The sequence below is a fragment of the Streptomyces changchenzhani genome (genome assembly GCF_039766235.1).
Lineage (GTDB): Bacteria > Actinomycetota > Actinomycetes > Streptomycetales > Streptomycetaceae > Streptomyces.
Genome location: NZ_JBDHNH010000001.1, coordinates 66,111 through 88,456, shown reverse-complemented (window position 1 = coordinate 88,456; position 22,346 = coordinate 66,111). Strand labels below are relative to the sequence as shown.

General features: G+C 66.6%; 24 protein-coding genes. 4 read left to right on the top strand and 20 right to left on the bottom strand.

Annotated elements, in window-relative coordinates; translation table 11 throughout:
- Positions 1-69: 69 nt before the first annotated feature.
- The 5 genes from ABCR94_RS00480 to ABCR94_RS00460 all read right to left on the bottom strand — a co-directional run bounded on the left by ABCR94_RS00480 (position 70) and on the right by ABCR94_RS00460 (position 4,398).
- Positions 70-912 (bottom strand): hypothetical protein, encoded by an 843-nt coding sequence (locus tag ABCR94_RS00480; protein ID WP_347116937.1) that lies wholly within the window; start codon positions 910-912, stop codon positions 70-72.
- 90 nt (positions 913-1,002) lie between these two features.
- A complete protein-coding gene (locus ABCR94_RS00475) occupies positions 1,003-2,148 on the bottom strand; it encodes a hypothetical protein (protein WP_347116936.1) in 1,146 nt (381 codons plus the stop codon).
- Between the two features lie 75 nt (positions 2,149-2,223).
- Positions 2,224-3,318, bottom strand: a complete 1,095-nt coding sequence (locus ABCR94_RS00470) for a DEAD/DEAH box helicase family protein (RefSeq protein ID WP_347116935.1) — start codon at positions 3,316-3,318, stop codon at positions 2,224-2,226.
- Positions 3,319-3,361: 43 nt separating this feature from the next.
- Positions 3,362-3,703 carry a hypothetical protein gene (locus tag ABCR94_RS00465; RefSeq protein ID WP_347116934.1) on the bottom strand — a complete coding sequence of 114 codons (342 nt, stop codon included), beginning with the start codon at positions 3,701-3,703 and terminating at the stop codon, positions 3,362-3,364.
- A 119-nt stretch (positions 3,704-3,822) separates the two neighbouring features.
- Positions 3,823-4,398, bottom strand: coding sequence for a hypothetical protein (locus tag ABCR94_RS00460; RefSeq protein ID WP_347116933.1), 576 nt, complete (start codon positions 4,396-4,398; stop codon positions 3,823-3,825).
- Between the two features lie 884 nt (positions 4,399-5,282).
- Here ABCR94_RS00460 and ABCR94_RS00455 point away from each other — a divergent pair.
- Positions 5,283-5,879: a hypothetical protein gene (locus ABCR94_RS00455; protein ID WP_347116932.1), complete on the top strand. Its 597-nt coding sequence runs from the start codon at positions 5,283-5,285 to the stop codon at positions 5,877-5,879.
- A 19-nt stretch (positions 5,880-5,898) separates the two neighbouring features.
- Positions 5,899-6,282: a hypothetical protein gene (locus ABCR94_RS00450; protein ID WP_347116931.1), complete on the top strand. Its 384-nt coding sequence runs from the start codon at positions 5,899-5,901 to the stop codon at positions 6,280-6,282.
- 299 nt (positions 6,283-6,581) lie between these two features.
- On the opposite strand, the gene ABCR94_RS00445 is transcribed toward ABCR94_RS00450, so the two are convergent.
- From ABCR94_RS00445 to ABCR94_RS00405, 9 genes are all read right to left on the bottom strand, one after another.
- Positions 6,582-6,926, bottom strand: coding sequence for a hypothetical protein (locus tag ABCR94_RS00445; protein ID WP_347116930.1), 345 nt, complete (start codon positions 6,924-6,926; stop codon positions 6,582-6,584).
- A 213-nt stretch (positions 6,927-7,139) separates the two neighbouring features.
- Positions 7,140-7,352 (bottom strand): hypothetical protein, encoded by a 213-nt coding sequence (locus ABCR94_RS00440; RefSeq protein WP_347118504.1) that lies wholly within the window; start codon positions 7,350-7,352, stop codon positions 7,140-7,142.
- A 104-nt stretch (positions 7,353-7,456) separates the two neighbouring features.
- The gene (locus ABCR94_RS00435) at positions 7,457-8,701 is read right to left on the bottom strand and encodes a TniQ family protein (RefSeq protein ID WP_347116929.1); all 1,245 of its coding nucleotides are present in this window, start codon (positions 8,699-8,701) and stop codon (positions 7,457-7,459) included.
- A 9-nt stretch (positions 8,702-8,710) separates the two neighbouring features.
- Positions 8,711-9,733 carry a TniB family NTP-binding protein gene (locus ABCR94_RS00430; protein ID WP_347116928.1) on the bottom strand — a complete coding sequence of 341 codons (1,023 nt, stop codon included), beginning with the start codon at positions 9,731-9,733 and terminating at the stop codon, positions 8,711-8,713.
- The gene (locus ABCR94_RS00425; RefSeq protein WP_521975872.1) at positions 9,730-11,826 is read right to left on the bottom strand and encodes a TnsB C-terminal domain-containing protein; all 2,097 of its coding nucleotides are present in this window, start codon (positions 11,824-11,826) and stop codon (positions 9,730-9,732) included. The genes ABCR94_RS00430 and ABCR94_RS00425 overlap by 4 nt, the downstream gene beginning before the upstream one ends.
- Positions 11,823-12,569: a TnsA-like heteromeric transposase endonuclease subunit gene (locus ABCR94_RS00420; protein WP_521975870.1), complete on the bottom strand. Its 747-nt coding sequence runs from the start codon at positions 12,567-12,569 to the stop codon at positions 11,823-11,825. Before ABCR94_RS00420 ends, ABCR94_RS00425 begins: the two co-directional genes overlap by 4 nt.
- A 131-nt stretch (positions 12,570-12,700) precedes the next feature.
- Complete coding sequence (locus tag ABCR94_RS00415; RefSeq protein WP_347116927.1) at positions 12,701-13,033, bottom strand: hypothetical protein; 333 nt, start codon at positions 13,031-13,033, stop codon at positions 12,701-12,703.
- Positions 13,030-13,530, bottom strand: a complete 501-nt coding sequence (locus tag ABCR94_RS00410) for a DUF6232 family protein (protein ID WP_347116926.1) — start codon at positions 13,528-13,530, stop codon at positions 13,030-13,032. The genes ABCR94_RS00415 and ABCR94_RS00410 overlap by 4 nt, the downstream gene beginning before the upstream one ends.
- A 332-nt stretch (positions 13,531-13,862) precedes the next feature.
- Positions 13,863-14,012 (bottom strand): hypothetical protein, encoded by a 150-nt coding sequence (locus tag ABCR94_RS00405; protein ID WP_347116925.1) that lies wholly within the window; start codon positions 14,010-14,012, stop codon positions 13,863-13,865.
- 444 nt (positions 14,013-14,456) lie between these two features.
- Between ABCR94_RS00405 and ABCR94_RS00400 the strand changes: the two genes are divergently transcribed.
- Both ABCR94_RS00400 and ABCR94_RS00395 read left to right on the top strand, forming a co-directional pair.
- The gene (locus tag ABCR94_RS00400) at positions 14,457-14,765 is read left to right on the top strand and encodes a hypothetical protein (RefSeq protein WP_347116924.1); all 309 of its coding nucleotides are present in this window, start codon (positions 14,457-14,459) and stop codon (positions 14,763-14,765) included.
- Positions 14,766-15,386: 621 nt separating this feature from the next.
- A complete protein-coding gene (locus tag ABCR94_RS00395; RefSeq protein ID WP_347116923.1) occupies positions 15,387-15,602 on the top strand; it encodes a cold-shock protein in 216 nt (71 codons plus the stop codon).
- A gap of 253 nt (positions 15,603-15,855) precedes the next feature.
- Here the strand turns inward: ABCR94_RS00395 and ABCR94_RS00390 are convergent, their stop codons facing one another.
- The 6 genes from ABCR94_RS00390 to ABCR94_RS00360 all read right to left on the bottom strand — a co-directional run bounded on the left by ABCR94_RS00390 (position 15,856) and on the right by ABCR94_RS00360 (position 22,341).
- Complete coding sequence (locus tag ABCR94_RS00390; protein ID WP_347116922.1) at positions 15,856-16,071, bottom strand: hypothetical protein; 216 nt, start codon at positions 16,069-16,071, stop codon at positions 15,856-15,858.
- Positions 16,072-16,073: 2 nt separating this feature from the next.
- Complete coding sequence (locus ABCR94_RS00380) at positions 16,074-17,123, bottom strand: N-acetylmuramoyl-L-alanine amidase (protein ID WP_521975866.1); 1,050 nt, start codon at positions 17,121-17,123, stop codon at positions 16,074-16,076.
- Between the two features lie 60 nt (positions 17,124-17,183).
- Positions 17,184-17,543 carry a hypothetical protein gene (locus tag ABCR94_RS00375; protein ID WP_347116921.1) on the bottom strand — a complete coding sequence of 120 codons (360 nt, stop codon included), beginning with the start codon at positions 17,541-17,543 and terminating at the stop codon, positions 17,184-17,186.
- A gap of 138 nt (positions 17,544-17,681) precedes the next feature.
- A complete protein-coding gene (locus ABCR94_RS00370) occupies positions 17,682-18,506 on the bottom strand; it encodes an SAM-dependent methyltransferase (RefSeq protein ID WP_347116920.1) in 825 nt (274 codons plus the stop codon).
- Between the two features lie 201 nt (positions 18,507-18,707).
- On the bottom strand, positions 18,708-20,039 hold the full coding sequence (locus tag ABCR94_RS00365) for a glycoside hydrolase family 6 protein (protein ID WP_347116919.1): 1,332 nt from the start codon (positions 20,037-20,039) through the stop codon (positions 18,708-18,710).
- A gap of 13 nt (positions 20,040-20,052) precedes the next feature.
- A complete protein-coding gene (locus ABCR94_RS00360) occupies positions 20,053-22,341 on the bottom strand; it encodes a hypothetical protein (protein WP_347116918.1) in 2,289 nt (762 codons plus the stop codon).
- Positions 22,342-22,346: the final 5 nt, after the last annotated feature.

Genomic DNA, 22,346 nt, shown 5'->3' with positions numbered 1-22,346 from the left:
CTGAATTCTACTCCCTGGAGTGGAGATGGCAACTGAGATCCTTGCGGCCATCTTCATATCAGATGCGACCTATCTCGTGTCGAGATTCCGCTCGCTGCCGTCATCGGCGCTCCTCACGCGCACATCACGCATCGCGTCAATGCTCTGGCGGGCAACCGCCGACAGCCCTTGCCCGCCTGGAGTGCGCCGCACCGACTTCAGCACCCGCTCGTTCGCCTCCCGCTCGGCCTTCTTGAACCGCTCCTTCTGTGCCCGTTGCTCCGCCTCCCGCTGCTGCCTCGGACTCGTACCGCAGCCACGGCACGAAGGCCCGGCCCCGTCCGGGTGAGTCGAACAGCCAGAAGCAGGCGGCGTATCGCCCAGCGGCTTGTCCTCGCCAGCGGCAGCGGGCTCCCCTGCGGCGTCAGCCGTGGGGGTAGGGGGGTTCTCTTTCTCTGGGTGTTGGCTCTGGTTACTTCCTATATCGCCTGAACCACCTGTCCCCGGTGCGCCGATGACTGGAGAGCCGACGCCTGAGAAGCCGTCTTCGGCCGCAGCAGGACTATCCCGTTCCAACTCCCGGCCGAGCCTGCGCGTGATGCGCCGCGCCTCCTGATCCAGGTACTCCTGCCCCGCCCACTCCTGCACCGTGTCGTACACCTCCGTGACCTTGACGAGTTGCCCGTTGTCGAGCCGTTCGGTCACCACCCGGTAGTAGCCGAGCACCTTGAGTTCCTTCACCGCTTCGCGAACCGCGTCCCGCCCCTCCTTGCCCGCCTTCGCGATCGACTCCGTACGGACCTTCCACGAATCCGGCTTCGCGATCAGGTATCCGAGGATGCCCCTGGCTCGGAATGAGAGCCGGGAATCCTCCAGGGTGGCCGTCGGCAGCACCGTGTACCCGGTGCTGAGGTGGCGGCGCAGAATTGTCACGGGGCATGCCTCCAGGGCGATAACAGGGCTTCGAATGATCAAGAGGGGGCCGAACCCCGCACCGCGCGTGCGGGGCCGCCACAGAGGCCGTCAAGCGGCCTTACGGGCCCGGCTGATCTTGATAGAGCGGGCGGTCTTCTGGCCAGCAGCCTTGCGCCGAGGCACGACCATGCCAGCGCGGCGCAGAATATGGATCATCGAATCCGTATCCGGGACCATCGGCACGACCAGGTCGGCGTCCTCGAACTGCTCGACCATGGCCGCGACGTCGGTCTCTTCCTTGTCGTGTCCGCCGCCCCAGCCCAGATGGTTGTCGCCGTAGTTGCCTTCGGGGGAGTCGTCGAGCATCGCGCGGACGGTCTCCTTCACCCGCTTGCTCTCCCGGTAACGCTCATGCGCGCGTACGTAGTCGGCCAGCGCCTTGGCCCGGTCCTCATCGTCGTGGATGAGGACCGTCTGGGCGGGACGGCCAGGAGCCGCTCCTGGCCAGCAGGCATCCACGAACGGGCAGTTGTCGCAGATCACCGACAGGCCAGGCCCGTCGTGATCCCGCCGAAGCTCTGCAGGGAAATCCGCCTCCAGGACACGGTCCACCCACCACCGGGCCTCAACACCCAGCCACTCGTCGAACGGGAACTCCTGAATGTGCTCCTCGCCTGTATCGCGGCATACGAACCGGAACCGGATCCGCTGCACGTCGATCGGTCCGAGCCGGTGCAAGTGCCGCTGACCAGGGATGTCCGCGAAGCCGACCGTGCGCAGCAGACCCGCGTAGAGCAGGACCTGCCGCATCTCCGCCGCGGTCGGCCCGTACCGCACGACGCGGTCCCAGACGCGGCTGGACTTCGTCTTCACGTCCTCAACGGTCACGACCTCGGCAGGTTCAACCGGCCCGTGCCGCTTGGGCAGCCGGGCTGCGGTCGCAGTATCGAGTTGGACGACGTCGATGTGCCCGTGCAGCGCATCGTCCGCGACGGTGCGCTCGACGAGCCATCCGTACTCGCGCCGCGCGTCCTCGAGGAGGCCCTTGTGGATGTACGTGCCGAGGATCGCGGCGCGCTTGTCCCCGGAGTTGGTGCGTTCGGCGCCGGCCAGGATGTACCCGGACCGTCGCGAACAGATCGTGTCCGACGCGCCCAACTGGGTCTGTACGGAGCGGGGTCGTCGGGCGTCTGCGGCGTGGGCGGCATCCCAGATCGACACGGGGTTTGCCGGGGCAAGGGTTGGTGCGGTCACACTGATCTCCAAGAGGGCATGCCGGGGCCCGGCCCGTGGGCAACGGGCCCCGGCATCACAGGGGGAAGGGAAGGGCTAGGCGGCGGCGAACTCGTCGACCGGCGCGTCCTCAGCAGGGTCTTCGGTCTGGGCGTCCTTCTGGGCGGCCGCCCGCAGCCTGGCGGCATCGCTGGTCGGATCGGACATCTTCTGGGGCTTCTTCAGCTCCGTGGCCTTCCGCTCGATGTCCGCACGCACCACGCGGATCTCCTCACGGGACAGTTCCTCGTCCGCCTCGACATCCCGCCACAGTTTCTTGAGGCCGTCCACACCGTCCTTCGCGGCTTCCTGCACCCTCGGCAGCCACACCTGAGCCAGGTCTCCAGTGAGCTCAGGGGTCGCCCTGGGCTGGGTGTGAATAGAGCAGCCCATCAGCCCGAAGACCAGCTTCTCGACGGAGAAGTCCGGCACGACCCTCGGCTCCCCGTCGCGGGGAACCTGGAACTTCAAAGACCGTGCTCCGATGATCTGCGGCTGCTCCTCGCGGCGCAGGCGCACCCACGCGGTGGCGTCGTAGGCGAGGGACTTGTGCCCCTCCACTCGCCAGTCCTTCGACTTTGGGATCGGGTCGCCGTTTCCGTCGACAGCGGCAACCTCCTTGCCGCGCGCCAGAAGCAGCACGATGCCGGGCATGGTGCGCACCAGGTACATGACCTTCGCCCACCGCTCGTACGCGTCGTTCCACAAGTTCATCGACGGCTTGACCTCGGCGTCCGGGTCCTGCCGCAGCTTCCGCTGTCCCTGGTTCGAGCGGCGGGCCCGTTCGTTGGTCCAGTTGACGAGCATCCGCCACAGCAGCGACACGGAGTCGATGACGAGAACGATCGGGGGCTCCTTCGCGGCGGCTGCGCGCTTAGCCTCGGCGTGCACTGCCTCGACCTGGCCGAGGATGTCGCGGTAGGCGCCGCTGTGTTCGATCAGTAGGTAGTCCGCGCCCGGGACCTGCGCGTACTCGTCGGCGGTGTCCTCGCCCAGCTCAAGCCAGTACGCCTGGCCGGTCTTGTCTGAGCCGGTGAACTGAGCGGCTACGAAGCTCTTGCCAGCCTTTTCCTCGCCTTCCAGCAGGATTTTTGGCCACGGCACAACGCCGGTGGGCTTGCGGGTGCGGAGCTTCGGTATGGGGTGGGTCATGCAGTTCTCCAAGAGATATAGCGATGTTCTATCGCGACCTATGTCAAGCGGTGCGGAGCTCCCGGGTCTCGAACAGGGAGCTCCACTCGGGGCGCCGGTCGAGCAGGGTGCGGACGTAGCGGGAGCGGAAGTCGTTGTTGAGCTTGAACGGCTCACCCCGCGTCGCACGGCCGTACTGCCAGCGCAGAACCTCGAACAGCATGCCGATGCCGATGCGGCGCAGGCCGCGCTCGGCGCAGTCGGCGGTCAACGCCTCCAACTGCTCCAGGATCCAGGGGTTGAGCTGGTGGAACGATTCGAACCGCTCCTGGATGCTCACCCCTGCGCCGACCGGGTCCGGATGCCGCAAGGGCGCGATGGGCAGCTCGAGCTGCACAGGAAGCATGACCCCTCCTCTATCTCTGTATCGCGACCTATATTGCGGCATAACCGGAAGGCGATCTAACAGGCCCCCTCCCCTTCGTGAGTCAATTCTACTCTCTGTGGGGAGGGGGTCAACTTCGCCTACGCCCCCTCGGGAGCTGGCTTCGCCTTGTTCCCTCGCTGGGAGAAGAACGAACCGGGACCCTCGTAATGGCCCTCACGCAACGCGGCCGCCACCTCGTCCCGCAGCACCCAGATCTTCTTACGGGACATCTCCATCGTCGTCGGAGCGTGAGCCAGCACAGTGTCCAGCAACCACACCTTGGACCCCGACAATTCGTAGTCAGCCTCCGCGACCTGGCCCGACCCCGTACGGGACGCCTGGCTGACCGCGAACTGAGTCATGCCGAACAGTTCGGCATACTCCTGGGCACCGACCAGCGCCGGCAGTTCGCCCTTCTTCATCGGCCGAACCCCGGCCCCTTGCTCCACCTCGAGCGCGGCCAGCTCCCGCTCATCCAGTTGCCGGCCACGACTGCCCGGCGTCAGTGCCAGCGCAACCACAAACCCACCAGGCCAGTACGGCTTGCCTGAGACGATCACCGCGTCCTCATAGGAGAGGACGCCACGGTGCACCCAGCTGTTACTGACCACCGAGGCCTTGATGTTGTAGACCCGGCCGATCTCCATGCGCCCGAACAGCAGCGGCTTCGCCACCACAGCCTCCTCTCCCCATACGACGTGCCTGAGAGAGCAGAATAGTTGCAGCCGTCGCGAATCCGAGCGCCGAGGCCCGTGAGCTGGGGACTGTTAGGCTGAAGCCGCACTTTCCAAGAGGTGTAGCAAGGCCCTCGTGCCCACTTAGCCGGTGCTCGGGGGCCTTCACCCATGCTGTGGGCCTGCGAGGTGCTAGGACGGCCAACGCCCCGAAAACCTAGCGGTGGGACTCGGGTGGAATCGAAGTCGGCAGGCGTGGGAAGAGCACCTTGTGCACACGACCTCTCGCACCATCTGTCCGTACCGAGCGACCGATATCCGCACGGTGCTGGAACTGATCGAAACGGATTGCCTACCAGGCCAGCCGGTTTGCGCAACGAACATGCTCGGACAGGCACTGGGTGGCCGATCGCCCATCGACTCCCCTTGGTAGTCCGCTACGGAGACAAGGCCGTCGGGGAAGCTGTGATCGGGAACCCTATCGACGACGTTGCAGTGCTGCGGTGGCCGCGCGTCGCTCCGACGGTGCGGCGGCAAGGAATGGGCCGGGCCGCGCTCGGCTCCGCATCCCGGCTTCCATCACGGCGTCCTGACCGGCTTCCGCGAGCGCCTGGCCGAGGGACGCCGATGGGCTCCTGGATCTCGCTCTGGAGCGGATCAGGGCCGTCGGGCTGCTCCGGGAGTGAGGACGCCAGCGCACCGACTCCACCCACATTCTGGCCGCGGTCCGGGACCTGACCCGCTTGTAGTTGCCTGCTGTTCTTCCATGAGACCAGGAGATGCCGGTGCTTTCCGGCCGGGAAGATCCTATTCACCTCAGATGATCCTCAAGTCTGTTGTGTTCTTCCGCCGTTGACTGTGAAGATCACTTTGTCGTCGCCTCGGTGCGTAGCCTGACCAGCCGCATCGGCGGACGACGCCCGGCCGACCAGCCGGGTACGACCGATCGTTGGGGGAACCTCTTGAAGATCACTAAGCTCACCACGCTGACGGCTTCTCTTGTCGCAGCTGCAATATTCAGCACGGGCCTTACGGGTGCTGCTGCGGCATCGGAGAGCGCCGGCACAGAGCGCACGGCCGCCGTCGAGACCGCCGTCTCTGCCGATGAGCAGCGTCTTGTCCAGACTCTGAGCGTCATCGAAGCGATGCCGGACAGCGTTGTCGCGGGGGGCGACGCCGCTGTGCAGGCATACCTGAAGGAAAATCTCCCGGCGCCGGCCGGTGTCCAGGCTTTCGGCTGGGCACAGAGCCTGAAGTGCGGGGCTGCCATCGGGGCAGCGATAGCGGGTGGGGCCGTACCCGTGGCCAAGATACTCAAGCTGAGGGCGTTCATCCGCAAGGTGGGCTCCGTGAAGAAGTCCGCCTCCCTCCTGATCCGCGTGGCCAAAGGTGAGGAAAAGCTCAGTGAGCTGGGCGCCACCCTCGGCGGCCTGGCCTCCGTCATCCTTGGGATCGACATGATCAAGAAGCACTGTCGCTGAGGAGAGAGGGGCCAAGAAGATGACCACGAGTAAGGCACGTCTCACAGCGTTGATCACGCCGGTGGAGCAGGAAGCGCAGAACGAGGCGAAAGCTCTGTCTCAGGGCGGCCGCGTGTCCAGGGCAGTGTCCCGTCTGCGCAAGGACTCGGGACTCGGACTTCGCACCGGATCAGCGGCGCTGGACCTTCTGAACGAGGGTAGTTCTTTGCCCACGTCCTACCAGCAGGCGCTGAACGCCCTGAGGTCTCTCTCTCCAGATCTCGTCGACGAGATGTCGGCGCTTCTGGACAACGAGGACAGTACGTCCGCGATCAAACTCCTCAGGGAGCGCACCGACATGGACCTGGCCGGCGGCTATCACCTGGTCCAAGAGCTGTCGGGCCGGCCTGACACGGCGGCGTAAGACAAAACGACGGTGGTACAGCCGCAACGTGTGCGGCTGTACCACCGGACGGTGCAGATCGCGAAGCGGCCCTCGCCACCCGGTCTCGAACCGGGCAGCGAGGGCCGCATTTTTGCGTTTCCGGGTTTTGCTCCCTGCCTACCTTGCGACGCCTGGGCCAGCGGGCAGCACGGTGAAGCGGATGGATGGGGTGGAGATGAGGGCCGCCCAGGATGTGCCATTGCACCGGGACACGCGGAGGGCGATGCAGTCAGTCCTCCGTTACGCCGAGAGTCTCACCTGCTGCCCGTAGAGGCAGCTCAGGGACACCGGCGTCCCATCTTCGCGAAGTGGCGGTTGTACCCCTTGGTATCCCACCACTCTTCCAAAAGGCCCCGCACCAGCTCAACCAGTTGGCGAAGACGCTCAGGATCAGGGGCAGACGAGGTGAACACGTCCACAAAGGACCTGTCGCTCCATGGCAGTGTGAACACCCAGCACTCGTCGGCGTGACCCTTCCGCTCGATGATGAGCCGGTAGGTCAACGTGACGCTGCGGTCCGTTTGGTGGTCTACCGTCAGGTCGGTGACATTGAGCCTGGTCGCGCCATCACCGGAGGTGTATGAGCGAGCCAGGGCACGCTCAGCCGGAGTGTGAACCGCCATATGCACCTCTCACCTCGTCTACGAGTATCCCAAGTTAGTCGCTAGCACCTGGCGGCGGCGAGGCTCCTGACCTGGTAAGCGGTCCGCAGGTCGTTGCTACCGGCGGGCGTTCCGATCTTGGTACGGAACTTCTCGCGACTTGGGCAGGAAGCGGTCCAGGTCGAGAACCCACCCCCGTTGGGCGTGCCGGACCATATGGCGGCACTGATCTTCCTATCCATCGTGTTGTTCCAGCCGTGCCCCGCCTTGGCTGAGGTGATGCACGAGTGCGGGGAACAAGTAGTGCGTCGCTCCGGGAGCGAGGTGGTCTTGAAGCCAGTCGACCGGAAGCCGCTGGCTGAAGCCGTACGCGCCAGCCTCCCGCTCCAGATCGAGGAGCTGTTCGGTGTCGACTGCCCGGATCGTGCGGGGAAGAGGTGCGGTCATCTCGAGAGGATGCCAGGAAGACCGCAGTGGGCTAGGTCGACGAATCAGCGTGGGCGGGCTGCGATCTACCGCCGGGCGGCATCCCAGACCTCTTCTGTCCTGTGTCATCGAGTCGTCCCTGACGCGGTCGCTCTGACCTGCCACGAGGAATCTTGAGTGGCGAAGCGACCGTGACCCACGGGTGCCATCGTTCGGAGATGCGGAGAGTTTCCGCCAGTGGATCTTGCTGGACCGTGGGAATGCTTGGCGAGTGCTCCTGCGGCGAGTTCGATGGCGTCGGGGTAGATCGCGGCGTGTGCGTATGTATCGAGTTCGGTCGAGACGCCGCGGTGGTGATTGTGGGTCTGCAGTGTGAGGAGCCGGTATCTCCAGTGGTGCGGGACGGCGGCTGGGGAGGTTGGCCAGGGCGGGACGGCGTTGGCCGCGGTTTGGTGGGCGAGGGTGAGTTGCTGGGGTGTGAAGCGGCGTAGGAGGCGGTTCGCCCGGTGTTGGGCGGTGGTGATCTCGGGGCATATGGAGAGGTCGAGATGGGGTTCTCCGAGATCGCTGAGCCAGACTCCGTGCCGTGTGCAGACCTTGTGGTGAATCGGCAGATGGACGGGGACGGGCTGGCGGATGCCGAGGCGGGCAGTGCACCGGTGGCAGCAGGCGGTCGTGGCCCGGACGGGGCCTTCGTCGGTGTCGAAGGCGGGAAGTGCGCGGGAAAGGCCGGCGGGAGTGGTGCTGGTGAGGTGGGCGAGTTCGTGCAGGGCCTGGGTGGCTGCGGGGGCGAGCATGTGGTGCTGGGCTCGGTCGTCGAGGTTGTTGGTCTTCGTGGAGAACCACGTGGGCAGCACGGCCAGTACCTCGGTGACGGTGAGGTGGTTGGCCTGGGCGATCCGGGCCAGATAGGAGTTGAGGGTCTCCCCTGCGATCGGGGCGACTCGCTGTGGCAGCACCGGTGTCCGCTTGTGCCTGCGGGCGAGTGTGCGGGACATCCCGGATGGGACCTGGGGAGGCTCCTCCTGCGAGTTGGGTTCCTGGCGGTCGGCCAGGACCGGCAGGCGGTGTCGGCGCTTCAGCTCGCGATAGAGGGTCGCTCGGCTTCCCTGGAAGCCGAGGGCGGCTACTTCTTTGAACAGGACGCTGGTCCGCAGGTGCGGATCTTCGGTGAGTCGCTGACGGCAGTAGCGGGCGAGGGGTTCGGTGAGCAGGCTTGGCCGTGGGGCCCGAGTCCCTGGCGTTCTGCGGCCGTTGATGTAGTCGCGGATGGTTTGGTGGCTGTGGCCGATGTGGTCGGCGATGGCCTGCACCGGCCATCCGGCCGCGTGCAGGGTGAGGATCTTCTCGGCTCGTTCTCGGGGCAGCATGGGTGTTGATCAGGTGGCGGGTGGCCGTGGGGACTGGGAAGTGAAGTCGGCGTCGACGGCGTCGAGGGTCTTCTTGGTGATCTTCTCGGTGCTGTCCAGGACTGCGTTGATGGCAGCGCCGCGGATCAGCCAGAGCAGGCTTCCGATCATCCCGTGGGTGCGCTGGTGCAGGTATCGGTCGAGTCTGGTGAGGGCTCCGGGCCGGTGGCGGTGGAGCCTCAGGCTGTCCTCCAGGGCTGCGATCAGCGCGGTCCACTGCTGGTTCTGGCCGAAGGGTCCGGTGCGGACCATGCTGAACCGGCCGGCGATCTGTTCTCCGCGGGTGCCGGAGAGCAGTCCGGTGCGTTCCAGGCTGATTCCGGCGTAGACGAAGGTGGCCGGGATGCGTTCGGAGAAGTACTTCAGAGTGTCGGAGGCTTCGGCGCCGGCGCGTGTGGCGGTGTTGAGGTTGTGGAGTTCGTCGACTGCAACGAGGGTCACGTGAGCGTCTGTACTGACGCCGCAGACCGCGTCGGCGATGTCGGTGATGTTGCTCCTGGCGGAGATCGGCAGGTCGAAGAACCGGGCGAACTCCATCGCGATCATCTTGGGGGTGGCGGCGGGTGGGACGGTGATGTAGATGACCGGAATGTCGCTGGACGAGTTCGGGTGACGCCGCCGGTGGATCACCTCGACGGTCTTGCCGAGTTGGGTGAGCGCGGTGGTCTTGCCGGTTCTGGCGGGGCCGGACACCATCAGGCCGCACCGTCCGTAGTGGGCGTTCTTGTTCATCTGGATCAGGCATCGGCCCGAGGCGATGACCTGGCGGATTGTAGGAGTCTGGACCACCAGCAACCGTGAGTGGTGGTCGATGCGGTCATCGTCATAGCAGACCCGTTTGTCGTCCGCGAGACCCGACCAGATCACCTCGGGCAGCAGATCCGGCACTCCGGGTATCTCGGTGACGAACCCGCGCCAGCCCGGCAGGGTGGTCAGCTGCAGATGCCCATACCCATCCGCGGGATCCCCGCCCCGCCCCGGCCCCTGACTCACCACTGCTTGTCCGCTTCGGTGAAGGCATCGAAGATCGGCATCGGGATCACCTTGGCGATGTTCTCCTCGGGAGCGTCGTCGTCCGGGCCCGCTTCGCCGTCGGCGACGCGTTCGGCAGGGGGCTCCTCGGGCGGGATTGGGGTGGATGGCGGACTGGACTTGGTGCGGGCGGCGACACGCCGGTCCCGGCGGCTGAGCCGGGCCCTGCTGCCTGCGTCACCGCTGTCAGCGGGTCCCTGATGTGCTCGTCGCAGCAGGTCGGCGACGGCGTCGGCGAGTTGCTCCTCAGTCGCTCCGGGCAGGCTGCGGCGGGTGTGGTCCCATGCCAGTTCACCGAACGGGGCGGCGACGCGGTGCAGTTGTTTCCAGAACAGAGTGATCCAGCCGCCCTTCCAGTGGTCACGGACCCAGATGCGGGACACGTCGTAGGGGTCGTAGTGGATCTCCCACAGATCCTTGCGGTCCCTGACGCCTGACCGCTGCTGCCGCAGCGGGTTGAGGGCCTGGTCGTCGTAGGTCCGGTGCTTGATCTTCACGCCGTAGGCGTTGACCGCCCGCCAGGTCGCGGGCAGCAGCTCGATGTAGTCATCAGCCGACAACGCGACCGGGACATAACCGGCCGTCTCGACGAGAGCGGCGTACTTCTCGTTCGGGCTGAACATCCGCCCCGGGTGAAGGGGGTCGCGCAGCCCGTCGTGGGGCCGGCTCTGCCAGAGCACGATCCACTCGTCCAGGAGTTCCTGCAGCTCCAGCAAGGACCAGAGCGGCTGCTGTTCGACGTGCCGGCCGCGGCGCTCGGCGTTGAAGCCGGTGTAACCGGCCACGAACTGGGCGAACAGAGTTCCGACGGAACCCAGCATCCGCTCGATGTGGCCCTTCTCCCAGCCAGATGCATCGTGCACCGGCTGGAAGTTGATGCCCAGGAAGTTGCAGGAGGCCCGGAAGTTGCGGGAGACGAACACCTTCCCCTGGTCGACCACGATGGTCTCGGGGACGATGACCGGACGGGCGGCGGCGTGCTCCAGACGCGCGTCGATGTCCAGCAGCCGCCTAAACGGCAACGCCGAGCGTGACATCGCCAGCGCCTGGGCCCAGCCGGGCCGCATCGGCTCGGGGGTGACGGTGCGGGCCAGCAACACGCTGGCGTCCACGGACTTGGTCGTCGGCCGCAGCACCGCCGCGGTCAGGCTCCTGGTCGCGACATCGATCATGCCGGTCAGATCAACCCGGGCGGGGACCCCGTCGTCCAGGCGGACCAGCACGTCCAGCGGGGTCGAGTCCATCTGCATCAACTCGCCCGGCGCCGCCGCGCTTCTTTCGCCGAACGGCCCGTCGGGCCGGTCCGCCAGCGACCGGCGGGTGCGGGCCGATCCGGTGGTGTGCTTGCCCGCCGACAGCTTCTCCAGCAGCCGGTAGAGACTGCGCTGCGACGGCAACTCCACCGCACCCCGGCCGTGATCCGCCTCCAGGATCTGACCGGTCCTCCAGAACAGGTAAGTCGCCGTCCGGGTGGAACCCTGGGCGGCCTCGGCGACCGCCTTCTGCATCGCCTCCACCACCAGCGGGTCCACCCGGCCGTGCGCGCTGACGGGCCTGCCCGATCGGTGGTCGGCCATCCCGACCACTCCGCGGGCCTCATAGCGGCGGCGACGCTTGGCGATCGCACTCGCCGTCACCGGCCGCCCCGCAGCGCTCAGTTCCGCGGCCTTGGCCTGCTCACGGCGGGTCAGCGACACCACCGCCGGGTCGTACTCCGGCTTCGGCCTCGTGCCGGCAGGAGCCTGCGGCGGAACCCCGCGCAACACCTCCACGATGTGCTGTTCCCACCACAACGCCTCCGCCGCCGCTGCCTCCGGCAGACCCTCCAACGGCGTCGCCGGCGGAACCGGTGTCCGCGACGACGCGCGTACCACCTCGAAGTCCTCGGCCGCCGACAACTCGATCAGGCCGAGGTCGGTGACCATGCCATCCGTGTCCGCCAGACGCACGGTCGTGCCGGACACCGCGATCACCGTGTGCAGAACCCCGGCCACCCGTACTCGATCACCGATCGACACCCCGGCAGGCCGCCGCGGCCGACGCCCCGCGCTCACCGCATGCCCCTCGCTGAGCCAGCGGCCCGCACCAGTGTGACGGGGCCCAGCCGCTCATGCGCGAGATCCGCCACCAGTTCCTGCCTCCACATCAGATGAAACAGCGGGGGCAACACCGCCAGCCGATCCCCGACGTCCTCGGCTCCCGTCAGCAACGGCGTCGGCACTGCGAAGGTCTCCTGCAACCGGGCTGCGACCTCAGGTCTGCCGGCGCAGCGCGGATGCCGGTAGCGGGCCAGCCACCGCAGATTCGCCATCAGCGCAGGATCAGGGACACCGACGTGCCTGAATTCCCAGCCGGCCGCCGAACAGGCCCGCTCGGTGGCTGCGAACGCCTCGGCGGTCCGCTCATCGACCTGGTCTTCGGCACGGACATCGACCACGCGAGCACGGCCGTCGGCAAGCCGTACGAAGTAGTCCGGGGCGTGGCGCCGCTTCTCTTTCCCGTCATGCCAGTGCAGCCAGAACGGCTGCGAAGCGATCCCCATAACATCAGGATCGAAGTCCATCAGGATCAGCCGGTCCTGTTCCAGCCACGACTCGAACCCCACATGACGTCCAGTCGATGCGGCCCACCACCAGCCTGGGAAATGCCCGAGTCCGCGCGACCAGCGGAACGTCCGTACCGGAGCTGCCTCCTCCCACGCCAGCCCGTGGCACTGATCCAACGGGACAATCCGGTCGTGGCCTTCAACACCGCCGAAACGGAGCGTGAACCCACCTCCGGCGGTGTCATGCTCCAACGCACGTGCAGTGCGCACCTGGTCACCTCGCCCATTACACCTGTGCCTGCCCCAAGCACGGCCAAGGCGTGTCCCAGGCACACCCGGGACACGCCCATTACTTCAACTTGCACAGCCGCCGATCGGCCGCCTCAGCCCGCCAGCAGCGCCTTCGCGGCCGCGATCACCGGCACGCCCACCTCGCCGACCAGCGCCGCGATTCCGGAGATGCGCTGCACCAGGCCACGCCGGCGCTCCGCAGACGTCTCCTCGGCGATCGAGTCGGCCGCCGCGTCCACCTCTGCCCGGTCGTTCTCGTCCAGGTACGGGCGCAGTTTCTCGACCTCCCGCAGGAGGGCCTCCACCGCAGGCCCTCCTGCGGTCGCGCCGACGGTCTTGCCGCCGGCCACGATGTCACCGGAACCGGTGTGCTCGGCCTTGCCGATGCTGCCCGAGCCGTACTGCTGAATGTGGTCGCCGCTCATGATCCCCCGATGTTCCCGCTGCCGCTGTGCTGGGCCTTGCCGATGCTGCCCTGGCCGTACTGGTGGATGACGTCACCCTGCACCGCGTGGGCCACGTTGATGACCGTCTGTGCGACGTCGGGGTTGCCGATCGCCTTGGTGATCTCGTAGATCAACTGCTGGATCTCCTCCTGCTGCGTGGACCAGATGGCCTCACGCTGGGTGCCGGAGGTGTTGAGGACCAGGCCGTACACCGGGGGCTTCTGCAGGGCCGAGACCAACCTCCAAACCAGAAGTGCCTCGACGGCGAGGAAGACGATCGTTCCCACGGTGCCGGCGAAAGAGGCGAATATGCCGCCCAGGATGAACCAGCCGATGCTCTGGAGGATGAACTTCTTCCACGCGGCACCCTTGTCGACGGTCAGTCGTCTCTGGCCGACATGGGAGATGTTGCGCAGCGGATAGGCCTCGCCACCTACCCACAACACACCTTCATTGATTGTTACTTGGGCCGCCAAGGGACCCTCCTGTCCACTCCCGGACGATGAGGTGTGCAGCGTAGCGGAGCCGATGCGGACACAAGACGGAAATCACACTTTCCGCCCATTACCTTCGAGTAAACCGTAGTGGCAACAAGCCGAGCTTGAGCAAGATTCAGTGGCAAAGAGGAAGATCGACTGTCACAGGACATCTTCGAACGCGTCGGAGGTCAGCCACTCGGAGTCATGGCGTCCCGTCTTAAATGATCTGGTTCCGAGTCGGCCCGTTGACCTGCGGCGACCAGTTCAGTTGAGACGTGGGGATGCCAGGAATCTCAGGTGGTGCGGTCCCAGGCATGCCGGAGGCTGTCTCAGTTGACCTGGTCCGGCTCCGCTGTGTCGAACTGATACCAGGTCTGAGTCGTCAGCCACTCCTGGTAGTTCCTGAAGATGTTGGCGAGGCCGTCTGGTTGTTCTCGTGTGTCGAAGAACTCGCCGAGGAGCTGGTGGAGTGTGATCACGGCTTCGGTGTCGGCCTGTGCGGTGAGTGGGTGGACCCAGCCTCCGGGAGCGAGGTGCCGGATGAGAACGGGCCAGGTCAGGTCGTGGCCCCGGCCGAGGCGGACAACGAGCCACTCCTGGGGTGTTCACGAGTGGGGTTGACCAGTGCCTTCGCGGCTCGCCGAAGATCGTTCCCCGTGTGCGTCGTGATCGTTCCCCCAGGCTGGGTCGAGTTCATCGATTCCAGGGCGAGGCGGGGGTCGGTCGGGGTCCGACGGACCAGCCAGTGCAACACCTACTTCACTGGCCCGGAACACCAGACTCCGACGCGACGATGACATGGGCAAAACCATCCATGTCAGTGAGGGGCAGTCAGCCTGTCGAAGGAGTCCGTTGGATCAACCTAGATCAGATGAGTACGACTACCGATGCCCGAGGCGGTTGATGGTGATGGGGTGGGGCCCATGAAGACGACGCAGAACCATGTGACGCGGCTCCCTGCCCTCCACAGAACCTGGTGGAAGGCACCCCTCGTGGCCTCCCTGCTCGGTCTTCCGCTCCTCGCGATGGAGTACAGCGTGATCCGGGCCCACGACGGCATGGGCCAATACGGAGTCGTGATCTATGGGGCCCTGTCCCTACTTGCCATCGCCTGGGTCCTGCCCCACCGCCGGTCCATGCGGACGTACCGCATAGTGGCGGCTTCGCTCGCGCTCGGGTGGGTGTTTCTGCCCCTCCTGATTGCGCTGCTGCTGGCGGCGGCGCTGGCCTAGAGCTGAGCCGCGAGAAGAGTTCGAACTGCTCCTCGCGGTCACGTAGCGAGTCGGCCGGGGCGGCTGGTTTCGTGCTCTGGCCGCGAGATCTTCGAAGTAGGCGATGCGGCGTTGCCGTACTTCCGTCGATCACCTCGTGGAGCACCACAGCCTGTACGCAATAGCGTCACCCCAACGAGCGACAGCCCGTCACAAACACGTCGGCGAACCACATCACCTGAGACCAGAAGTGAATCGGACCAGATCACCTAAGACGCGGACCAGGTCGCTGGAGACGGGACACATGGCCTTCACACTCAGAAAGGCCCCTCGGTGTCCTGTCGCAGTTCATCTGGCGGGCAGAGGGCTGCTGAACTGCTGAGGTGCCAAGTCGTTTAAGAACATCGCCCCGCGGCGTTCTCGAACGACATGGCTTTCGCGGAAGCCTGCTGACGGTTCAACGACGTCGGTGCGGACCCGCGGGGGAGGTCCTGCCTTCCGTTGCCGTAGCCACGCTCCCCGCGCGAACGAACTCGGTCGCGGCGCCTTGCTGTGGCCAATTATGCTCACTCGCGTGCGTCGGAGGTCCCTACCAGGGGATCTAACCGGGTTCAGCCCAACGTCCTGGCAGGGGGTTCGTCCATGATCACGGCGACCGTGCGCGAGTGGTACGAAGAGGAAGGCTGGGGAGTGCTCGACTCGGTTGAAACACCCGGTGGTTGCTTCGCGCACTTCAGCGACATCGAGATGGCCGGCTTCCGCACCCTCGACCCGGGTCGGCAGGTCCAGCTCGAATGGGAGGCCCCCGGTTTCCAGCAGGACGGCTACGACTTTCGCGCCCGCCGAGTGGTTCTCTGAAACCTCTGCCGTTGGTGGTCGCAACACGACCACCAGCCCATCGCCTCAGAAACCGACCGTGACAGGCGCAGTGAGAACGAGGTCAGCAAAGTGAGATCAGGCCCCACGATCGAAGGCAAATCCTCCGCTCCGGCCGCGAGCCACTGAGAATCGGTCACATGACGAAGGAGCGGCCTCCCGACGAGTGGGCAGCGCGGAAGGCAGCAGCCCGCCTCCGCCGTCGGATCGGACGAGGGAGGCGGGCTGACTCGGGTCAGTCCTGGAGGGTGTGCGGCGGTTCGAGGGACAAAGCCTGGCTGGTCTTGCGGTCTTCGAGGCGCTGCACCGCTTCGCCGGTTCCGAGGACCGCGGCCATCAGGGCGAGGATCAGCCCGGTCGGTAGCCCGTCCACGTAGTAGGCGACCAGGGAGAGCGCCGACGCGGCGATGGCATACAGGCGAGTGCTGTGATCATGGATGAAGGTGCTCAAGTTCAGTTCCCGTTGGCGAGTTGGTGCAGGAGGTCCCAGCCGCGCCGGCCGATGGCCGGGTCATTGGGGCGGCCAGTGGCATGGAGGTTGTGCTTGCGGTTGAAACCGGAGGCCGCCTTCTGGGTCTGCGGGCCGTAGGTGTCGGACAGCGGCACCGACCGGTCGAGCCATCCGGTGTCCTTGAGTGCCTGCTGGAGTCGCTTGGCCGACGGAGAGGTGCGACCCGGGGCGAGCCCGGCCGGAAACGGCGGCGGCGTGTATGCCTTTCCGCTGCTCTTGCCGGGGATCGTCAGCCGCTGGCCGGCTTTGATGACATACGGGGCAGGGATGCTGTTGGCCTGGGCGATGGCCTGCCAACTGGTCCCGAGGCGCTGGCCGATCCCGGAGAGCGTCTCACCGCTCTTCACGGTGTGAGTGGAACCGTCGGATGTGCCGCCGCCGGGCTTTCCGCCGGTGGGCCGCCCCTTCAGGCGGTCCCTGACCCGGCTGCGCAGCCAGCTCATCGCGAAGCCCTTGGGATCGATCTTCCCCGGCTGCCACTCCAGATGTCCGATCACACTCGCCGCGCCCCAGCCGTGCACACGGCACAGTGCCGTCGAGACCCGCTCGATCGCATCGAGCTGCGCAGACGGCCACGGGTCATGACCGTCGCCGAGGTTCTCGCACTCCCATCCGTAGAACGCTGTATTGCCGTCCGTATCCGCCTGATTCGCCGCCGGCAGTGCCCGTTCGGCGATCACGGCCTGGAGAACGTCTCCGTCTCCGCGGCCAGCATGATTCGCCCTGCCATTGGCGATGAGGTGAACCGTGCCGTCCTTGGCGATCACGCCATGACACAGCGGACCTGGAAGGCCCTCGTATCCGCGCTCGCAGATGCCAACGGTGTCGCTCGTCCCGGACGTCACCGTGTGGTGGATCATCACGCCGCGGACGGGGCCCCAGGGGCCCTTGTGGTTTCGATTGTGAGTTCGCCAGCCGGAACGCTCGACGACACGCACGCCTTCTGCGCGCAGTGCTGAGACGAGCCGGTCAGGAGTAAGGGGTGTTGCCAACGTCGACGCTCGAAATCTCCCCGCGCCCGATCTTGAAGTAAAGGCTGCTCGCGTACCCGCCTACGGCGGCGTCCCTCGCGAGACGATCCACAGCTGGAGAGCCATGAGGAGCAGCGGGGCCACGAACGAAGAGATCACCAGACGTCTCGTCGCAGCGGCCTGCGTCTGATCCTCACGCCGCTGCTGCTCCGCCCGCTCCAGGCTCTGGTCATGCTCACCGCGCAGGCCGGACAAGCTCGCTTCGACCTGGCTGATGCGCTGATCGACCGCCCGCTGATCTGCCCGGTACACGTCCTGGGTGACGACCTGGTCGAGACGTGCGGCGAGATGCGCGAGGTCGCCGCGCAGATCCTCACGCAGCTGTGAGACAGCACGGTGCAGCTCCCACAGCGTGGGCTCGGCACTCGGCGGCACGGACACCGCAATCACTCCTGGCAGCCCCGCGCCACTCTTGATCTTACGAGTCTCAAGAATCCCGCTACCACGGGTGCAGCCCCAGCCCGTCCGGGGCGCCGCAGGGGCGTTGGCCCAGGCCGGGCCATGGACATAACCGATGCCTTAGGGCTTGTGTGCGACCCCGCCGAACATCGCCACTTCGTCCGGCATGCCTACGGCATCCGTCTCAGGACGCCAGCGGCTGCATGACACCACGCCAGGGGCGAGGAGCTCCAGGCCGTCGAAGAACCGGGTGACCTGGCCGGGAGTGCGCTGGGTGAGCTTCGGGGTGCCGTGCTCGTTCCAGAACGCCACTGCCGCGTCCACATCGGGCATCGCCGGATCCGTGATCGTGTGGGAGAGGACCAGGTGGCTCCCGGGCGGCAGCGCGTCCATCAGGCGGCTGACGATGCCGTACGCCTGCGCGTCGTCGTCAAGGAATATGACCACGCCGAGCAGGATGAGTGCGACCGGCTCATTGAAATCCAGGGTCTTCGCCGCGTGCTCCAGGATGACGTCGACGTTGCGCAGGTCCTCGTCGAGGTAGTCGGTCTTCCCCTCGGGCGTGCTGGTGAGCAGGGCACGCGCGTGGGCGAGCACCAGTGGGTCGTTGTCGACGTAGACGATGCGGGATTCCGGCGCCAGCCGTTGGGCGACCTCGTGGGTGTTGTTGGCCGTCGGCAGGCCGGTACCTATGTCGAGGAACTGCCGGATCCCGCAGTCGGCGACCAGGTACCGCACCGCACACCCGAGGAACAGCCGATCCGCCTGGGCGTAGTCGCCGATGCCCGGGTGCAGCTCACGGATCTGGTCACCGGCCACTTGGTCGACCGGATAATGATCCTTCCCGCCCAGCCAGTAGTTCCAGATCCGGGCCGTATGCGGCTGCGCGGTGTTGATCCTGTCGCGCTGCAGGGACGCATCGGCAGGTGTCGACTGCTCGGCCACGGGGTCTCCTCTTGGAATGCAGCTCGCTTCAAGGTCAACGCGCAGCCTACATAAGCGAGTTACGCACCAAGATGGCACGTCGTCTATGCGATCAGCTGCCCCGAGCATGAGCCGGGCCATTGCGAGTCCTGCTCGCGGAACGACCCGCGGGGCGGCGGCTGCCCAGTGCCGTGAGGCTGAGGGCAGCACCGTAACCGGGTGCTACCGGCCATCGACGAGAACCTCGGCGAGAAAAGGCGAGAACGTGCCGGCGGGAACATCGGGAGCCACGCCGCACATGCCGTCGGAGTCGCCGGGGACCTTGATCCACAGCAGGTACTCGGCGCCGCCGACGCCGATCGAGGAGGGGACTCCGAGTCGCCGTCCGGCTGGGTTGCAGTAGTCGACGTGCTGTCCGTCCGCGTCCATTGCACCGTTCCCGTTCCGAGAGGTATCGATCACGAACCGCGCATTGGGTACGCCGAGTGCGGCGAGGGCTTGGCTGACCTGGAGCCCGTAGGTGCAGGAGATGTCGGTGGAGTCGAAGTTCGCCACTCCGATCGCGAAGCCCCTCGCGCTGGCTGCCCCCGCTGCCGCGAGCCGGGCTGCCATCTCGGCGGGCCTGATCCAGGTGGCGTTGCCACCGTCGAGGTAGGACCGGACGAGGGGGCGGTCGGCCAGGGAGTTGGCCGCGTACGCGACCAAGGCGGTGCGTTCGACTCGCATTGCATCTGTGGGCAGATCGCCGAGTTGGCTGAGAGAGTCCGGTTCGACGATGACGAGGGCAGGCCGGTCGCCGATACCGGCGGCGAAGGCGTCGATCCACGTACGGTATTCCTCCGGTGATGCGGCTCCGCCGCTGGACTGTCCGCCGTTGTCCCGGTTGAACATGTTGTAGGCCGCCAGGATCGGCAGCCGCCCCGCGGCGGCCGCAGCCGACATGTAAGCGTCGACATCACCCTGAACATCCTTGTTCCAGTCCCCGAACCACTTCGCGGCCGGCCGCCGCACCAGCGAACTGGCGATCCTCGTGGCGCGAGGATCGCCAGGGTTCGCGGCCACCCACCGCGCCGCGTTGGAATCCGGATCGGCGTAGAAACCTTCGCGGACGGTGGAGCAGGTCAGGCGGACCTCGGTCAGGTAGACGATGACCTCTGTGCCCTGCCCGAACTGGAAGCTCACCTGCCCCGCCGTGGTGTCGAGAGCGGCGGTGAAGGTGAGGACGAAGTGCGTGTCCACCGCCGACAGCGTCACCGTACGATCCAGCCCTGCTGTCCACGGGGCCGCGCCGAGCCCGACCTGCGCGCGCAGCGTCGTGCCGGGCTGGCTGGCCCGGGCGGTGAATGTCAGCGTGTAGGTGCAGCCGGGGCGAAGGGTGATGTTGTCCTGCCCGAGCGGGGCATCCCACAGGTTCGCGGCGTCGGTGGTGGCGGTTGCCTCCAGTCCCGTTCCGGGTGCATTGAGGGTGACCATGACGGGGTCGCCGGACCACCAGCCGGTGGTGCCGGTCGTGAACGTGCCGTTGGTGACGAGGTCTCCGTACAGGGCGGCCACAGATGCTCTCCGATTACTTGATGTAGGTGACGCGAAGCTGCGGCGGGTGTGCAGTGCCCACGCCGTCGAAAATGCCGTAGAACGTCTTGGTCGTGGTGTTCGGGTCGATCGCGATGCCGCGGAAGGTTGCCGAATCGAAGATCGAGGTGATGTCGATCCATCGGCCGCTGGCCCGGGCCCAGCCGGTGACAGTCTTCGACTCGCTCTGATCGGCGGAGAACTTGGCCGGCCGCGACGCGTGGTTGTGCACCTTGAGGACCGTGGTGCCGCCGGATGCGTAGTACCAGTGGTTGGCGTAGAGGTAGACCTCAACCTTGAGGAGTTTGGCGCCGGACAGGTCGGAGGCGAGGCTGCCGCCGAAGCCCACCAGCGCGGCCTGGGTGCCGTTGTTGGCCGAGAAGTAGCCGCCCACCATCTGGTTGCCGTAGTAGGTGTTGTAGCCGGACCGCTTCGCGTAGCTGCCGGACCAGTTGGCCTTGTACGTCCGCATGACCTTGACGGGCGGATCGGGGACCACGGCACCACCGGTGTTGAAGACGCCCGTCTTCGCTACCTGTTCGCCGATGTCCTCCACCGTCATCTGCCCCTCGCGGCCCTGGGCTCCGGTCAGCGTCACCTGCTGGCCGGCGGGTGCGCCGCTGTCGCTGGTGAAAGTCAGCAGGAGCCGGTTACGGCCAGGGCGGATCAGGTCGGTTGGTCCGCAGGGGCTGGTGAACTCCAGGCGCACGTTGCGGCGTACGGCTTGCGACAGCGGAAAGCGTGCCTCCTGGATCTGAGTGGACTTGATCAGTGGTGCGGAGGCGTACCCGGTGCGCAGTCGCAGCACGAGCGAGCCCCCGGCAGGACTGCATTCCGCTGACCCGTCGTAGACGATCCGGTACATGCGACCGGCCTCGGCGTCGAAAGCCAGCTCGACGTAGCCCATCTCGGTGCCGGTGGTCGTCTTTACCGCCTTGGCTATCCAGTCGACCGCGACGACGCCCTGTGGCCCGTTGTTGAGGGTGGTGAGGTCGTCGCCGCCTATGGTGACGGTCCCGGCGACGTTGAGGTTCTGGAATGAGGCGTCGCCGGTGGAGCCGATCGCGGCGACCCGAGTCGTACCGTCGCGCAGTGTGAGGTAGTTGGCCTGACCGGACACCAGCGAGACGACCTCCTCGCCGTCTTCGTCGTAGAGGCGAAGACCCTGAGGGCCGATCTCGGCGCGGGCACCGCCGGTCGCGTCGCCGAAGATCGTGTGCGCCTCGGCGTTGTCGAACACACACCATCCGGCCGTGGCCGCGGACGCTTCCAGACACAAGACCGCGCGGGTCGTGCCCTGCGGCGCGGCGACCTGCCCCGTCACTCGCCGCCACACACCCGCCTCGGGCGCGGTCGCCTCAGCGACGCCGTAACCGAGCACTTCACCTGCGGTCGTTTCCCACCGGGCGAGGACCTTCACCGCCTGAGAGGCGAGGCTCTCAGAGGCCAGGACATCGACGCCGAGGAAGATCTGCGAGGCCGCCAGTACCGGAACCGTCGCCAGAGGCAACGTGAAGTAGGTGGGGGAGTCCGCCGTGCAGTCGAGACGAATCCCCACACCCGTACGGTTGCCGGGGGCGAGCGACCAGGCGGCACCACCGGCCGCAACCGTGTTGGCGGTGGCCGCGCCCTCGAACCCCGGATCTGGAATCAGATTGGTGCCCTGGCCGACCGCGAGTTGGTCGGGGGTGACCGAGCCGACCGCCAAATGCGGGGTGATGATGGCGCCGACCGCGATGTGCCCCTGCTGGACCACTCCATTGCCCAGGTCACCCGAAGCGGCCCGACGAGCAGTCGTCCGCACAGAGGCGGAGGGGAAGCTGGGGATGCCGGAGGTGTTCACCGCGACCAGCCGCACCCACAGGGGCCCGTAGTGATCGACCGCGACGGTGACTGAGGCACCCGATGCGGCCTCGATCGTCGCAGTAGGCCACCTCGCATCCGGCTGCGTACTCGCCGAGGCCAGTACATGGACCTGCACCCGGGACAGATCCAGCGGCGGAACATCCCCATCGGCGAAAGCGCCGTCCCAGGTGATGCGCAGCCCACCGAGGACCGATTCCACCTCCGGTACGGACGGGGTGGGCGGTCGCGGCCCATTGACCGTGACCACGCCGCTGGTGCCGTCCGGCTGCTGGCCGATGACCGCGCGCAGCGAACCGTTTTCGTCATACACGTCGACCGAGCCGCTCTCGATGCTGGCGTTGGCCAGCTTGGGGGCACGGACGGCGCTTCGGAGGAGCTTCTCCAGGCGGGCGAGGCGAGTACCTATGTCAGTGGGCAAGGCAG